The organism is Mycoplana rhizolycopersici (assembly GCF_013378445.1).
In the GTDB taxonomy this organism is placed as follows: domain Bacteria; phylum Pseudomonadota; class Alphaproteobacteria; order Rhizobiales; family Rhizobiaceae; genus Mycoplana; species Mycoplana rhizolycopersici.
The window spans coordinates 239,631-254,719 of the sequence record NZ_JABXYK010000006.1 but is presented as its reverse complement, the minus strand read 5'-3'; the positions used below and the strand labels follow the sequence as shown (position 1 = coordinate 254,719).

At 63.5% G+C, this 15,089-nt stretch carries 11 protein-coding genes; 5 read left to right on the top strand and 6 right to left on the bottom strand.

The features are described from left to right. Window positions 1-31: 31 nt before the first annotated feature. Window positions 32-1,441 carry a type I glutamate--ammonia ligase gene (gene glnA, locus HV823_RS12275; RefSeq protein ID WP_176950004.1) on the top strand — a complete coding sequence of 470 codons (1,410 nt, stop codon included), beginning with the start codon at window positions 32-34 and terminating at the stop codon, window positions 1,439-1,441. A 290-nt stretch (window positions 1,442-1,731) separates the two neighbouring features. Further along, complete coding sequence (hspQ, locus tag HV823_RS12270) at window positions 1,732-2,067, top strand: heat shock protein HspQ (RefSeq protein WP_176950003.1); 336 nt, start codon at window positions 1,732-1,734, stop codon at window positions 2,065-2,067. A gap of 92 nt (window positions 2,068-2,159) precedes the next feature. Here the strand turns inward: hspQ and HV823_RS12265 are convergent, their stop codons facing one another. Further along, window positions 2,160-2,783 carry an invasion associated locus B family protein gene (locus HV823_RS12265; RefSeq protein ID WP_176950089.1) on the bottom strand — a complete coding sequence of 208 codons (624 nt, stop codon included), beginning with the start codon at window positions 2,781-2,783 and terminating at the stop codon, window positions 2,160-2,162. 264 nt (window positions 2,784-3,047) lie between these two features. Between HV823_RS12265 and HV823_RS12260 the strand changes: the two genes are divergently transcribed. Further along, entirely contained in the window at window positions 3,048-4,859 is a 1,812-nt protein-coding gene (locus HV823_RS12260) for an extracellular solute-binding protein (RefSeq protein ID WP_425487656.1), read from the top strand. 107 nt (window positions 4,860-4,966) lie between these two features. Further along, window positions 4,967-5,638: a DsbA family oxidoreductase gene (locus tag HV823_RS12255; protein ID WP_176950002.1), complete on the top strand. Its 672-nt coding sequence runs from the start codon at window positions 4,967-4,969 to the stop codon at window positions 5,636-5,638. A 27-nt stretch (window positions 5,639-5,665) separates the two neighbouring features. On the opposite strand, the gene mfd is transcribed toward HV823_RS12255, so the two are convergent. Both mfd and HV823_RS12245 read right to left on the bottom strand, forming a co-directional pair. Beyond that, window positions 5,666-9,178, bottom strand: a complete 3,513-nt coding sequence (gene mfd / locus HV823_RS12250; protein ID WP_176950001.1) for a transcription-repair coupling factor — start codon at window positions 9,176-9,178, stop codon at window positions 5,666-5,668. Further along, a complete protein-coding gene (locus tag HV823_RS12245; protein WP_176950000.1) occupies window positions 9,175-9,492 on the bottom strand; it encodes an FAD assembly factor SdhE in 318 nt (105 codons plus the stop codon). The genes mfd and HV823_RS12245 overlap by 4 nt, the downstream gene beginning before the upstream one ends. 265 nt (window positions 9,493-9,757) lie before the next feature. On the opposite strand from HV823_RS12245, the gene recG reads away from it, so the two are divergent. Beyond that, window positions 9,758-11,863, top strand: a complete 2,106-nt coding sequence (gene recG, locus HV823_RS12240) for an ATP-dependent DNA helicase RecG (protein WP_176949999.1) — start codon at window positions 9,758-9,760, stop codon at window positions 11,861-11,863. A gap of 58 nt (window positions 11,864-11,921) precedes the next feature. Here recG and HV823_RS12235 read toward each other — a convergent pair whose 3' ends face one another. From HV823_RS12235 to glmS, 3 genes are read right to left on the bottom strand one after another with little or no spacing between them, the layout of a single operon-like run. Further along, window positions 11,922-12,620, bottom strand: a complete 699-nt coding sequence (locus tag HV823_RS12235; protein WP_176949998.1) for a DUF502 domain-containing protein — start codon at window positions 12,618-12,620, stop codon at window positions 11,922-11,924. Between the two features lie 22 nt (window positions 12,621-12,642). After that, the gene (locus HV823_RS12230) at window positions 12,643-13,137 is read right to left on the bottom strand and encodes a GNAT family N-acetyltransferase (RefSeq protein ID WP_176949997.1); all 495 of its coding nucleotides are present in this window, start codon (window positions 13,135-13,137) and stop codon (window positions 12,643-12,645) included. Beyond that, a complete protein-coding gene (glmS, locus tag HV823_RS12225) occupies window positions 13,134-14,960 on the bottom strand; it encodes a glutamine--fructose-6-phosphate transaminase (isomerizing) (RefSeq protein ID WP_176949996.1) in 1,827 nt (608 codons plus the stop codon). Before glmS ends, HV823_RS12230 begins: the two co-directional genes overlap by 4 nt. Window positions 14,961-15,089: the final 129 nt, after the last annotated feature.

Below are 15,089 nucleotides of genomic sequence, written 5' to 3'. Positions count from 1 at the left end.
CCTCGTCATCTCAAATAGGGACTTTCAAAACATGACGACTGCCAACGATATCCTGAAGCAAATCAAGGAGAACGACGTCAAGTTCGTGGACTTGCGCTTTACCGACGTTAAGGGCAAGCTGCAGCACGTGACGATGGACGTCTCCTGCGTCGATGAAGACATGTTCGCCGATGGCGTTATGTTCGACGGCTCCTCGATCGCAGGCTGGAAGGCCATCAACGAGTCGGACATGGTCCTGATGCCGGATCCGGCAACTGTCCACATGGATCCTTTCTTCGCCCAGTCCACGATGGTCATCTTCTGTGACATTCTCGATCCGGTGTCCGGCGAAGCCTACAACCGCGACCCGCGCGGCGTTGCCAAGAAGGCCGAAGCCTACCTCAAGGCTTCCGGAATCGGCGACACCATCTACGTGGGCCCCGAGCCCGAATTCTTCGTCTTCGACGACGTCAAGTACAAGGCTGATCCCTACAACACCGGCTTCAAGCTCGACTCCTCCGAACTGCCGTCCAATGACGACACCGACTACGACACCGGCAACCTCGGTCACCGTCCGCGCGTCAAGGGCGGCTATTTCCCGGTTCCGCCGATCGACAGCTGCCAGGACATGCGTTCCGAAATGCTGACGGTTCTGGCCGAAATGGGCGTCGTCGTTGAAAAGCAGCACCATGAAGTGGCTGCTGCCCAGCACGAGCTCGGCGTCAAGTTCGACACGCTGGTTCGCAACGCCGACAAGATGCAGATCTACAAGTACGTCGTCCACCAGGTCGCCAATGCCTACGGCAAGACGGCAACCTTCATGCCGAAGCCGATCTTCGGCGACAACGGCTCGGGCATGCACGTCCACCAGTCGATCTGGAAGGACGGCAAGCCGACCTTCGCAGGCGACGAGTATGCCGGCCTCTCCGAGAGCTGCCTGTTCTACATCGGCGGCATCATCAAGCACGCCAAGGCGATCAACGCCTTCACCAACCCGACGACGAACTCCTACAAGCGTCTCGTCCCGGGCTATGAGGCTCCGGTTCTGCTCGCCTATTCGGCTCGAAACCGTTCGGCATCGTGCCGCATCCCGTTCGGTACGGGTCCGAAGTCCAAGCGCGTTGAAGTCCGCTTCCCCGACCCGCTCGGCAACCCCTACCTCGGCTTCGCCGCCATGCTGATGGCGGGCCTCGACGGCATCAAGAACAAGATCCATCCGGGCAAGGCCATGGACAAGGACCTGTACGACCTGCCGCCGAAGGAATTGAAGAAGATCCCGACCGTCTGCGGCTCGCTGCGCGAAGCGCTCGAGAACCTCGACAAGGACCGCAAGTTCCTGACGGCCGGCGGCGTCTTCGACGACGACCAGATCGACGCCTACATCGAACTGAAGATGGCGGAAGTCATGCGTTACGAAATGACGCCGCACCCGGTCGAGTTCGACATGTACTACTCGGCCTGATGCCGATCGCTCCGGCGCATGCCAGGAGCACGAACTGGAGAAGCCCGGCCACGTGCCGGGCTTTTCTGTAAAGTGGTCAGACGAAGTCCCGCGCCGGGAAAAATGCAGCGACGCAATCAGCGGGCCTTGCACGACCAAGCGGCTGAGCTTGGCGAAGGGGCGCTTCGCCACGAAGTCTCCCCGGCCGGCGAAGCAAAGCGCGCCACTTAAAGCGGATTTTTCCGTAACTGCGTTAAGCCCTTGAGTTTTACGCGATCCTTCCCAAATATAACTTGAAAGGAAGGCCCGATATGAGAATCAGAACTGCGAAGTACGGTATAGGAGACGTGGTCCGCCACCGGACCTATCCGTTCCGCGGCGTGGTCTTTGACGTCGATCCCGAATTCGCCAACACCGAAGAGTGGTGGAATTCGATCCCTACGGAAATTCGCCCGTCGAAAGACCAGCCGTTCTACCACCTGTTCGCCGAGAACGACGAAACCGAATACGTCGCCTATGTCTCCGAGCAGAACCTCGTGCCGGACGACAGCGGCGTTCCGCTCCGGCATGCGCAGGTGCGGGCGTTAATGGCGCCCGACGACGGTGGCACCTATCACTGGAAAATCGACGCCGGCATCGTCCACTGACCGTTCTTAGACGACGATTGGATCATCGTGCATGGTGAATCAAAAAACCCGGCCGCAAGGCCGGGTTTTTCGCAATTCCAGGGAAAAGCCGTTTACTGGCTCTTGGCCGCCTTCTGGGCGTCTTCGAGCTTCTTGCGGGCTTCGTCGGCCTTCTTCTGCATTTCTTCCTGCAGCAGGCGCTGGCGCTCCTCAAGCTTCGACTGCTCGATCGGTTCGCCATCGAAGGCGCCCGTGAAACCGGCGAGCGACATCTTGATCGGGTTCGGCGAACGCTGGAAATTGATCGAGGTAAACACAACCTCGCCGCCCTTCTTCAGGCTGGCCAGCATCTGGTCGGTCAGCGGAACTTCGGCCACGCACTTGTCCGGCATACAGATGGCGTAATCGAGCTTCTGCGCCTTGCCGCCATCGATCTGCATGGCGACGCCCGGCGGGATCAGCCGCGCGCTCGGCACCGAGACCTGCATGATCTTGCGGTTCACCTTGCCCTCTACCGTGATCAGGCCAACGGCCGTCAGCAGTTGGCCGCCGCCGGCGGTCAGAAGGTTCTGGACGATGCAGACATCGTTGTCTTCCTGCTTCGTGCAGACCTTGAACCAGCCCTGCGGTGCCCCGGCCTGCTGTGCGGCGGCGGTGGAAGGCAGCGCGCCGGCAGCAAGCGAAACTGCAAATGCGGAAAGCACTGCCTGCTTGGTAAAGCTCGATTTAAAGATCATAACCGGTTCCGTCTCCTGAAGTCCGATGCCGAGCGTTTTTTCGCCCATGAAATGTTCTGGTCAGCTATGCGCTCTCTGTCGGCGAATTGAGGCATTTGAATGACCCGCTTTCAGGCATCCTGTTACAATGTGGCGCGATGGATATCCAGTCTTTCGTCGCATTTTTACCCGCAGTTCCTGAAATAGCGGAACCATCATTGTTTGCCGCATGTCCGAGACTGTAAGTTGTCGCGAATCGATATGCGTTGTTGAAGAGGTATCACGTTGCGAGTTCTATTGACGGCACTCTGCCTTGCTCTTGCAGCCCCGTTCGGCCAGGCGCATGCGGCACCGGTGCATGGCATAGCAATGCACGGCGAGCCCGCGCTGCCGCCGGACTACAAGCACTTTCCCTATGTGAATCCGGACGTCAGAAAGGGTGGCAAGATCACCTATGGCGTCGTCGGCACCTTCGACAACCTCAACCCCTTCATCCTGAAGAGCATGCGCACCACAGCGCGCGGCATGTGGGACCCCGAATTCGGCAATCTCGTCTATGAGTCGCTGATGCAGCGCTCGCGCGACGAGGCGTTCTCGATGTACGGATTGCTGGCCGAGACAGTGGAGTGGGATGACGAGCGCAGCTTCATCCAGTTCAACCTGAACCCGAAGGCGCGCTGGGCAGACGGACAGCCGGTCACGCCCGACGACGTCATCTTCTCCTTCGAACTGCTGCGCGACAAGGGACGTTCGCCCTTCAGCCGCAGGCTCGACGTCGTCGAGAAGACGGAAAAGATCGGCCAGTACGGCGTCCGCTTCACCTTCAACGACAAGGCCGACCGAGAATCGCCACTGCTTCTGGCGCTGTCGCCGGTCTTGCCGAAGCATGCGATCGACGTAGAGAGCTTCGACCGGACGTCGCTGACGTTCCCCCTCGGTTCCGGTCCCTACCGCGTCAAGGACGTCCGCCCTGGCGAGAAGATCGTCTACGAGCGCAATCCGGACTATTGGGCCAAGGATATTCCCTCCAAGATCGGCTTCGACAACTACGACCAGATCAGCGTCGAATACTTCCTGCAGGAAAACACGCTGTTCGAAGCGTTCAAGAAGGGCAGTGTCGATATCTTCCAGGAAGGAAATCCGACGAAATGGGCGCGAGGCTACGATTTCCCGGCCGTCACGTCCGGCAGGATCGTCAAGGAGGAATTCACGCCAAAGGTACCCTCGGGCATGCTGGGCTTCGTCTTCAATACGCGGCGCCCGATGTTCGCCGATGCGCGCCTGCGCCACGGTCTTTCGCTCGTCTTCGATTTCGAATGGGTGAACAGGAACCTCTTCGAAAACGCCTACAGGCGGACGGAGAGCTTCTGGCAGAACTCCGACCTTTCTTCGCTGGGCGTTCCGGCGGACCAAAGCGAACGGAGGTTGCTGGGGCCGGCGCTGGCGCGGATCGAGCCCGAAATCCTCGATGGCACCTATCGCTGGCCGAAGACGAATGCGTCCGGCCGCGACCGCACGGTACTGAAACAGGCCGTCATGTTGATGAAGGAGGCCGGCTACACCATCAAGGATGGCGTGATGAGCGATGCCAATGGCAAGCCGCTCGCCTTCGAGATCATGACGCAGAACGCCGACCAGGAAAAACTGGCGCTGGCCTATCAGCGCTTTCTCGCCGCCCTCGGCATTCGCGCCGCCGTGCGGACGGTGGATGATTCGCAGTATCAGAGCCGCACGCAGACGTTTGACTACGATGTGATTGTGCGCGCCTACGCTTCATCGCTATCGCCGGGCCTCGAGCAGGCCGTGCGCTGGCGCTCGGACTATCGTGACCGTGAGGGCAGTGAAGCTTTTGCCGGCGCCAACGATCCCGACGTCGACCGCGTGGTGGACGCGATCCTGAACGCACGCAGCGCCGAGGATTTCCACTCCGCCGTCCGCGCGCATGATCGCCTCCTGCTTTCCAACCATTACGTGCTGCCGCTGTACCATCTCGGCCGGCAATGGGTTGCCCGGCACGACTACATCGACCGTCCTGATGCCGTGCCTCTCTACGGTTACCAGCTTCCGGTCTGGTGGGATGTGCGGGCGCAAAAATAGCACTGCAACCGCAGCAGGCGCAGCTTGTTCAGGCGCTCATGGCCATTGAACTCATCGGCCAGGCAAACTATCTGCGGTTCATGACCGAGTAGGAAAGCGATCAGGACATGGAAAACGTAACGATCGACGTCGTATCCGACGTAGTCTGCCCGTGGTGCTATCTCGGCAAGAAGCGGCTGGAGAAGGCGATCGACGCGGTTGCCGGCGACGTGAACGTCAACGTGACCTTCCGCCCCTATCAGCTCAACCCTGACCTGCCGGCCGCCGGCCTCGACCACAAGAAGCATCTGGCGGAAAAACTCGGCGGCAGCGAAGCGGTCGACCGCGCCCATGGCATGCTCACCAATCTCGGGCACGAAGATGGTATCGACTTCAATTTCGACGCTATTGCGCTGAGCCCCAACACGCTCGACGCGCACCGGCTGCTGCGCTGGGCGATGATCGAAGGACCCGACGTCCAGAGCAGGGTCTCACAGGCGCTGTTCAAGGCCTATTTCGAGGACGGCAAGAATGTCGGCGATCGCAATGTGCTGCTCGACATCGCAGGGGCCGCCGGCATGGACCGGGCGGTGGTCTGCGCCCTGTTCTCCGCCAACGCCGACATCGAATCGGTGAAGCAGGAAATCGGCATGGCGCGCGAAATGGGTGTGACCGGGGTTCCCTGCTTCATCATCGACAACAAGTATGCGGTGATGGGCGCCCAGACCGTGGATGTCCTGGCCAGCGCCCTTCGCGAGGTCGCCGCATTGAAAAAGGCGGAAGCGGCCGCAGAGGCCTGACCCTCTTCCATTCCCTACCGATATTTCTCAGGCTGCTGGCTGCTTCGCCAGTCCCGCCAGTTGCGTCATCAGCTGTGCCGCACCCGTCAGCCGCTTTTCCGGCGTCGGCAGGTCGCGTGAGAGGAACAGGCTCTGGTCCGGGCGGATCTTCGCCAGCGTCCCCTGTTTGGCGATGTAGCCGACGAGCGCCGCCGGGTTCGGGAATTCCTTGTGGCGGAACTGCACGACGACGCCCTTCGGCCCCGCATCCAGCTTCTCCACATTGGCCACGCGGCAGAGCGACTTGATGTAGACGATTTTCAAAAGATGCTGCACCTCGATCGGCAGCGGCCCGAAGCGGTCGATCAGCTCGGCGCCGAAGCCGTCGATATCCGACAGCTCGGTGATCTCGCCAAGCCGGCGGTAGAGGCCGAGACGCAGATGCAGGTCGGGCACGTAGTCGTCGGGGATCATCACAGGCGTTCCGACCGAAATCTGCGGCGACCAACCGGTATCGACGATCTCCTCGTCGCCCTTGATCTCGGCGACGGCCTCCTCAAGCATCTGCTGGTAGAGTTCGAAGCCGACCTCCTTGATATGGCCGGACTGCTCCTCGCCGAGCAGGTTACCGGCGCCGCGGATGTCCAGGTCGTGGCTGGCGAGCTGGAACCCGGCACCGAGCGTGTCCAGCGACTGCAGGACCTTCAGCCGCCGTTCTGCGGTCGCCGTCAGCTTCTTGTTGACCGGCAGCGTCAGCAGCGCGAAGGCGCGGACCTTCGAACGCCCCACGCGACCGCGCAGCTGGTAGAGCTGCGCCAGCCCGAACATGTCGGCGCGGTGCACGATCAGCGTGTTCGCCGTCGGCACGTCCAGCCCCGATTCGACGATGGTGGTCGACAGCAGCACGTCGTAGCGACCGTCGTAGAAGGCGTTCATGATGTCTTCCAGCTCTGTCGCCGGCATCTGGCCGTGGGCAACCGCCACTTTCAGCTCCGGCACGTCCTGCTGCAGGAACTCCTGGATCACGGCAAGGTCACTGAGCCGCGGGCAGACGTAGAAGCTCTGGCCGCCGCGAAAATGCTCGCGCATCAGCGTCTCGCGGATGACCAGCGGATCAAAGGGCGAGATGAAGGTGCGTACCGCCATGCGGTCCACCGGCGGCGTTGTGATCAGCGACAGTTCGCGCACGCCCGTCATGGCGAGCTGCAGCGTGCGCGGGATCGGCGTGGCAGAGAGCGTCAGCACGTGGATATCGCTCTTCAGTTCCTTCAGCCTCTCCTTGTGCTTGACGCCGAAATGCTGCTCCTCGTCGATGATCAGAAGGCCGAGATTGGCGAACTTGATCGAGCTGCCAAGCAGCGCATGAGTGCCGACCACGATGTCGGTCTTGCCCTCGGCCACCTCCTTCTTCGTCAGCGCCAGCTCTTTCGAGCCGACCAGGCGAGAGGCCTGCTGCAGGCGGATCGGCAGACCGCGGAAGCGCTCGGCGAATGTCTTGAAGTGCTGGCGGGCGAGCAAGGTCGTCGGCACGACGACGGCCACCTGCACCCCGTTCATGGCGGCGATGAAGGCGGCGCGCAGCGCCACTTCGGTCTTGCCGAAGCCGACATCGCCGCAGACCAGCCGGTCCATCGGCCGCCCGGCGCCGAGGTCTTCGCGCACCGCGTCGATGGCGTTCGCCTGGTCGTCGGTCTCGTCATAGGGGAAGCGCGCGGCGAACTCGTCATAGACGCCGTCCTGCGCGGAAAGCACCGGCGCGTGACGGACGAGGCGGGCGGCGGCGATCTGGATCAGCCCGTTGGCCATGTCCAACAGCCGCTTCTTCAGCTTGGCCTTGCGCGCCTGCCAGGCGACACCGCCGAGCTTGTCGAGGATCGCATCCGTCCCCTCGCCGCCATAGCGCGACAGAAGGTCGATGTTTTCCACCGGAAGATAGAGCTTGGCGTCGTCGGCGTAGCGCAGTTCAAGGCAGGCATGCGGCGCGCCGGCCGCCTCGATCGTCTGCAGACCGACGAAGCGGCCGATACCGTGCTCGGCATGGACGACGATGCTGCCTTCATCGAGGCCTGCGACCTCGGCGATGAAATCGGCGCCGCGCTTGCGCCGGCGGGAGCGACGAACCATGCGGTCGCCGAGAATGTCCTGCTCGCCGATGAAGACGAGGTCGCCGGCCTCGAAGCCGCTCTCCAGGCTGAGCACTGCCGATCCCGCCTCGCCCGGCTTCAGCTTGCGCAGGCCCGACAGGTCGGCGACGCCGACAACATTGCCGAGACCGTGCTCGGAGAGAACCTGCATCAGCCTATCGAGTGAGCCTTCGCTCCAGCCGGTCACCAGCACCTTCTTGCCGGCCGACCGCAGGTCGGCGATGTATTTCACCACCTGGTCGAAGACGTTGACGCGTTCCGTTCCGTCCTCGCCCTCCTTTGCCGCCTTCGCCCAGCGGGCGCCCGCGCGCGCCTCCAGCGTGAACACGCGGCGCGCCTCGCCCTCGTGCTCGTTGAAGGGCGAGATGCGGATAGCGTCGTGCTCGCTCAGAAGGCGGGCAAAGCTATCGTCGTCGAGGTAGAGCTGGCCAGGGGGCACCGGCTTGTAGGGCGTGGCCTGGGCCAGCTGCCCCTTGGCGGAGGCCGAATTCAGCCGCGCGTCGTAATAGTCGCGCACAAGCTTCGAGCGCTCGGCGGCCGCCTCGCGCGCGGCATGGTCTGTGACGATCCGAAAACCGGCGAGATAGTCGAACGACGTCTCCAGCTCGTCGTAGAACAGCGGCAACCAGTGCTCCATGCCGGCATAGCGGCGCCCCTCTGAAACCGCCTGGTAGAGCGCGTCGTCACGGGTCGCAGCCCCGAACAGCGACAGGTATTCCTTGCGGAAATGGCTGATCGTCTCCGGCGTCAGCGTCACCTCGCTCATCGGATTGAGGTCGAGGCTCCTGGCCTGCCCGGTCGTGCGCTGGCTGGCCGGATCGAAGGTGCGGATGCTCTCCAGCGTGTCGCCGAAGAAATCGAGGCGAACCGGCTCGGAACTGCCGGGCACGAAGACATCGAGGATGCCGCCGCGCACCGCATATTCGCCGACCTCGCGCACGGTCGCCACCCGGTCGAAGCCGTTGCGCTCCAGCCTGCCGGCGAGATCGTCCATGCGGACCTGGTTGCCCGGCCGGGCGGAGAAGGCGAGATCGGCGATCACCTGCCGCGGCGCCATCTTCTGCAGCATGGCGTTGACGGTGACGAGCACGATTGCCGGATGCGGCTTCTTCCCGTGTGCGATCAGCGACGAAAGCGACGAAAGCCTTCTGGCGGACGTGTCCGCGCTCGGCGAAACACGGTCATAGGGCAGACAGTCCCAGCCCGGAAGCGTCAGCACCGGGATGTCAGGGGCTGCAAAGCCCAGCATCTGCTCCATGTCGCCGATGCGCTGGCCGTCGGACATGACATAGGCGACCGGCCCGAGCTTGCGGGCGAGTTCGGCCAGCACCAGCGGCTCGGCGCCGCTCGGCACGGCGCCGATGGTGGCCGGCTGGCCGATCGTGGCAAGGGCTGCGGTATCGAGACCTGGAATCATTTCGCTTTTCCGAAATTTTCGGCCGTCACCGGCGAGAAATCAGGGGTGAAGGCGCAGATGCGCGGGAACAGGCCGGTGCGAAAACGCTCTGGAACGGGGCGCTCGCCCGTCACCCACATGACGAGATCGCGATCGTTCTCCGCCATGATCTCCTCCAGTTCGTCCAGTTCGGCCAGCGACAGCGTCTCGATCTCGGCATCGGCAAAGGAGCCGAGCACCAGATCCATCTCGCGGATGCCGCGATGCCAGCAGCGGAAGAGGATGCGCTTGCGTCGCGGTTCGATATCTGCGCTGGAGCGTGTGGTGCCGGTCATGGCCTTGTCTTTCCCGCATGAGTTCTCGCCCGTCCGCCCGTTCGGAGCGTACGGGACCAGGCGCATCTCGGCTCGAGCACCGCTCCGCGGCCGCCACGGCTTCATGCGCGAATTCAATCGCTTGCTGCACGACGGTCTGTCGCGACCGGAACGCAGGACGAACGCCCGGCGGTAGTACCGCCGACCCTCGCCGGCGTTTCTATAGACGCTCGAAAGACGATTGTCAGCCTTGCCAAGCGGCAATCGTCCGGCGCATCTTGCGGCCATGCGTCCTGCCCTGCTCGATCCCCTGTTCGCCTCCCTCGCCTCGCTTCCCGGCATTGGCCCGAAGACGGGCGAACTCTTTGCAAAGCTGCTCGGCCAGGAGAGCATCGACGACTGCCGCGTCGTCGATCTTGTCTTCCATCTGCCCCACAGCCTGATCGACCGTCGCAACCAGCCCGGCATCGCGCATGCACCGCAGGGCACGATCGTCACCGTCTCCGGCCGCGTCGACCGACATCAGCCGCCACCACGGGGCAAGTCGAACGTGCCCTACCGCGTCTTCCTGCACGACGACACCGGCGAGCTGGCGCTGACCTTCTTCCGCGCCAAGGGCGACTGGCTGGAAAAGAGCCTGCCGGTGGACGAGCAGGTGATCGTCAGCGGCAAGGTCGACTGGTTCAACGGCCGCGCCTCGATGGTGCATCCCGATTTCATGGTGAAGGCATCGGAGGCGGACACGATGCCGCTGGTCGAACCGGTCTACGGGCTGACGGCCGGCCTTTCGCCGCGCACCCTGCGCAAGGCGATCGAGGCCGCGGTGGCGCGTGTGCCGCAACTTCCCGAATGGATCGACGCGGCCCTCGCCGCGCGCGAAGGCTTTCCCGCGGCAACTGAGGCCATTTCTGCCCTCCATCACCCGCAGGACGGCCACGACCTCGACCTGCAGGCGCCCGCCCGCCGCAGGCTCGCCCATGACGAGTTCCTGGCCGGCCAGATCTCGCTGGCGCTGGTGCGCCAGACGTTGCGCCGCATCGCAGGACGCCCGGTGGTGGCGACGGGAAAGCTGTCCGGTCCGGTGCTTTCCGCCCTGCCCTTCGCTTTGACAGGCAGCCAGTCTTCGGCGATCGCCGAGATCAAGGCCGACATGGCGACCGACCAGCGCATGCTGCGGCTCTTGCAGGGCGACGTCGGCTCGGGCAAGACGGCGGTGGCGCTGATGGCGATGCTGGCGGCCGTCGAGGCCGGTGGGCAGGCGGTGCTGATGGCGCCGACCGAAATCCTGGCCCGTCAGCACCACGCGACTCTGTCGAAGATGGCCGCACCCGCCGGCATCCATATCGACGTTCTGACCGGCCGCACCAAGGGCCGCGAGCGCGACCAGATCCTCGAGCGCATCGAAAGCGGCGAGACGAACATCGTCGTCGGCACGCACGCGCTGTTCCAGGACACCGTGGTCTACCGCGACCTGGCGCTTGCCGTCGTGGACGAACAGCACCGGTTCGGCGTCCACCAACGGCTGCGGCTGACGGCCAAGGGCATCTCGCCGCATATGTTGGTGATGACGGCGACGCCGATCCCGCGCACGCTCGTGCTTGCCGCCTTCGGCGACATGGACGTCTCCAAGCTGACCGAGAAGCCCGCCGGCCGCCAGCCGATCCAGACGGTGGTGATGCCGCAGGAGCGCACCGGCGAGATCGTCGACCGGATGCGCACGGCCATCTCCGAGGGCAAGAAGGCCTACTGGATCTGCCCGCTGGTCGAGGAGACCGAGGAATCCGACCTGATGTCGGTCGAGGAGCGGCACGAGACGCTGAAAAGCGTGTTCGGCGACGCCGTCGGCCTCGTGCACGGGCGCATGAGCGGGCCGCAGAAGGACGAGGCCATGCTCGCGTTCAAGAGTGGCGAGACGCGCCTGCTCGTCGCCACCACGGTCGTCGAGGTCGGAGTAGATGTGCCTGATGCGACGATCATGGTGATCGAGCATGCCGAACGCTTCGGGCTCGCCCAGCTCCATCAGCTGCGCGGGCGGGTCGGCCGCGGGCAAGGCGCCTCCTCCTGCATCCTGCTCTACAAGGGACCGCTCAGCGAAAACGGCCGGGCGCGGCTCGGCATCCTGCGCGAAACGGAGGACGGCTTCCGTATTGCCGAGGAGGACCTGAAGCTGCGCGGCGAGGGCGAACTGCTCGGCACCCGCCAGTCCGGCACGCCCGGCTTTCTTGTCGCCAGCATCGAGGCGCATGGCGACCTTCTGGAGATCGCCCGCAAGGAGGCTGCTTACGTGCTGGAAAAGGACCCCAACCTCGAAGGCGAACGCGGACAGGCAATCCGCACCCTGCTCTATCTTTTCCGTCGCGACGAGGCGATCCGCTTCCTGCGCGCCGGATAATGCGGGAAAAACATGAATCCGGAGCAATTCCGGCGAGCCGGATTTCACCGGACTTGCTCTATTTGCGGAACTTCTCTTTCAGCTTCGCCGCGAACGGTGTCGGCGCGCTCAGAAGCTTGTCCGGCGGATTGACCAGGCCGACCGAGATGATCAGCTTGGCCGCGTCCTCCGCGCTCATGTCGAGCAGCACGATCTTCTCGCGTGGCACGAAGACGAGGTAGCCGGCTGTCGGGAACGGCGTCGGCGGCAGGAAGCAGGCCACCATGTCGCGGCCCATGGCATCGAACTTCGACTTCATCTCGCCCTTGGCATCGGTGGCGATGAAGACGACGGACCAAAGGCCTGCGCTCGGATACTCGATCAGTCCGGCCTTGTTGAAGGATGTGCCCTTCTCCTTCAGGACCGATTCGAAGATCTGCTTGAGGCTCTTGTAGATCGTGCTGACCAGCGGTGTCCGGTTGAGGATACTCTCGCCGAAATTGACGATCGACCGCCCGATCAGGTTCTTGCCGAGAAAGCCGACGAGCGTGATGACCACCAGTGCGATCAAGAGTCCGAAGCCGGGAATGGCGAACTGGAAGTAGTTCTCCGGATTGTACCTGGTCGGAATGTAAGGCTTCACCCAGCTGTCAGCCCAGTGGATGAATGTCCAGGTCAGCCAGATGGTGATCGCGATCGGGGCGCAGATGACGAGCCCGGTCAGGAAATTGTTGCGCAGCCGCGTGGCCACGGAAAGTCGCGGAACTATATCGGTCATCGCCAGTGTGCCGCCGGGAACCTCAGCCGAAGAAAGCCGGATGATAGGTAACCGTCCCGCCTGCGTAAACCGGAGAAAGGGCCAATCTCATGAAATACTCGTGAGGGATACCCGGCGAGGTGAAGGTCGGATCGCAGGCGAAACCGAAACGGCCGTAGTAGCCGGGATCGCCCGCCAGCACGCACCCCTTCGCGCCGATCTGTCTGAGGCGCTCAAGCCCCGCCCGCACCAGCGCGCTGCCGACGCCGGCCCGCTGTCGCGCCGGCGCCACCGAGATCGGTCCGAGACCGAACCACGCGCCGTCCTCTCGGGAAATCGTGACCGGGGAGAACGCTATGTGGCCGATGATCACCCCGTCTTCCTCGGCGACGAGGGAGAATGTCAGCGCACCGACGGCCCGCAGGCGTGCGATGATGGCCGGCTCGGACCCAACGCTGTACGGCATGGTGGCAAAGGCCTCCGCCGTCAGGGCGCCGATGGCTTCGACGTCCGGCGGCGTCTCGTCGCGGATGATCATTCGACCGTCACGGATTTCGCGAGGTTGCGCGGCTGGTCGACGTCGGTCCCCATGAAAACGGCGGTATGATAGGCGATCAGCTGGATCGGCAGCGCGTAGAGCACCGGCGCGATGATCTCGTCGACCGCCGGCAGAACGATCGTCGCCATCGTTTCGAGCTTGGTCGCAGCCGCGCCGCGCTCGTCGGTGATGAAGATGATCCGGCCGCCGCGCGCCGCCACTTCCTGCATGTTCGAGACGGTCTTTTCGAAGAAGCGATCGAACGGCGCGATCACGATGACGGGCATGTTCTCGTCGATCAGCGCGATCGGTCCGTGCTTCAGTTCGCCCGCCGCATAGCCTTCCGCGTGAATGTAGGAGATTTCCTTCAACTTCAGCGCGCCCTCCAGGGCCAGCGGATAGCTGGTGCCGCGGCCGAGATAGAGCACGTCCCGGCACTTCGACAGTTCACGCGCCAGAAGCTCGATGGACGGCTGGATGGTATTGAGCACATTGGCGATCAGCCGCGGCGTTTCTGCGAGATTGCGCACCAGCGCGCCCTCGTCCTCCGCGGACAGCGTGCCGCGCGCATGGCCGGCCTGGATCGCCAGCGAAGCCAGCACGGCGAGCTGGCAGGTAAACGCCTTGGTGGAGGCGACACCGATCTCCGGTCCGGCCAGCGTCGGAAACACCACATCGGCCTCGCGGGCAATGGTCGATTCCGGCGCATTGACGATGGCGCCGATCTTCAGCCCGGCATCTTTGCAGTAGCGAAGGGACGCGAGCGTGTCGGCCGTCTCGCCGGACTGCGAGATGAACAGCGCCGCTGACGTCGGGCTGAGCGGCATCTCCCGGTAGCGGAATTCGGACGCGACATCGATTTCCACCGGCAGCCGCGCCAGTCGCTCGAACCAGTACTTGCCGACAAGGCCGGCAAGGTATGCGGTACCGCAAGCGGAGATTGCCAGGCTTGAAACAGAAGAAAAATCAATTTCCTCCGCAGGTTTTCTCACCTTGTTTTCGATGAAGTCGATATAGTGGCTGAGCGTGTGCGACACCACTTCTGACTGCTCATGGATCTCCTTCTCCATGAAATGCCGATGGTTGCCCTTGTCGATCATGTAGGCCGCAGCGCTCGAGACCTGCCGTCGGCGTTCGACCGGGTTGCCCTCCAGGTCAAAGATGTGCACGCCATTGCGGCCGACCACCGCCCAGTCGCCATCCACCAGATAGGTGATCTCGGAGGTGAAGGGCGCAAGCGCGATCGCGTCGGAGCCGAGGAACATCTCGCCCTGTCCGTGGCCGATTGCCAGCGGCGGGCCGTTGCGGGCGACCATGATCGTCAACGGGTCGTCCTCGAACATCACCGCCAGCGCATAGGCGCCGCTCACCCGCTGCAGCATGGCGAGCATGGCATCGCGCCGGCCGTAGCCTTCGCGCCGAAGCTTCGCCAGCAACTGGGCGACAACCTCCGTGTCCGTCTGGGTTGCGAAGGTCGCGCCGCCGGCGATCAACTCGTCCTTGATCTCGGAGAAGTTCTCGATGATGCCGTTGTGGACCACCGCGACGCCTTCGGTGAAATGCGGGTGGGCGTTGCCCTCGGTCGGCGCACCGTGTGTGGCCCAGCGGGTATGGGCGATGCCGATCGTGCCTGCGAGCGGCTGCTCTGCGAGCCGGGCTTCCAGATTGACGAGCTTGCCTTCCGCGCGGCGGCGCTCCAGCCGCCCGTCGCGGATGGTCGCCACGCCGGCCGAATCATATCCGCGGTACTCCAGACGCTTCAACGCCTCCACCAGCCGCCCGGCGACAGGCTCCGTCCCGACGATGCCGACAATACCGCACATGAAAACCACTCCGTCCTTGGACTGCCGCAGGTTTCGCGTCCGAGAGCGGGACAGGAAAATGCGGCCATTGTATTCGGCGCACAACCCGAAGCGAAAATCGATTCCGACTTTCGGGGGTATGCGGTGTAA

Bases quoted from the DNA above. Each gene is read 5' to 3' on its own strand.
- glnA (WP_176950004.1), top strand. From the start codon at position 32: ATGACGACTGCCAACGATATCCTGAAGCAAATCAAGGAGAACGACGTC.
- hspQ (WP_176950003.1), top strand. From the start codon at position 1,732: ATGAGAATCAGAACTGCGAAGTACGGTATAGGAGACGTGGTCCGCCAC.
- HV823_RS12265 (WP_176950089.1), bottom strand. From the start codon at position 2,783: ATGATCTTTAAATCGAGCTTTACCAAGCAGGCAGTGCTTTCCGCATTT.
- HV823_RS12255 (WP_176950002.1), top strand. From the start codon at position 4,967: ATGGAAAACGTAACGATCGACGTCGTATCCGACGTAGTCTGCCCGTGG.
- mfd (WP_176950001.1), bottom strand. From the start codon at position 9,178: ATGATTCCAGGTCTCGATACCGCAGCCCTTGCCACGATCGGCCAGCCG.
- HV823_RS12245 (WP_176950000.1), bottom strand. From the start codon at position 9,492: ATGACCGGCACCACACGCTCCAGCGCAGATATCGAACCGCGACGCAAG.
- recG (WP_176949999.1), top strand. From the start codon at position 9,758: ATGCGTCCTGCCCTGCTCGATCCCCTGTTCGCCTCCCTCGCCTCGCTT.
- HV823_RS12235 (WP_176949998.1), bottom strand. From the start codon at position 12,620: ATGACCGATATAGTTCCGCGACTTTCCGTGGCCACGCGGCTGCGCAAC.
- HV823_RS12230 (WP_176949997.1), bottom strand. From the start codon at position 13,137: ATGATCATCCGCGACGAGACGCCGCCGGACGTCGAAGCCATCGGCGCC.
- glmS (WP_176949996.1), bottom strand. From the start codon at position 14,960: ATGTGCGGTATTGTCGGCATCGTCGGGACGGAGCCTGTCGCCGGGCGG.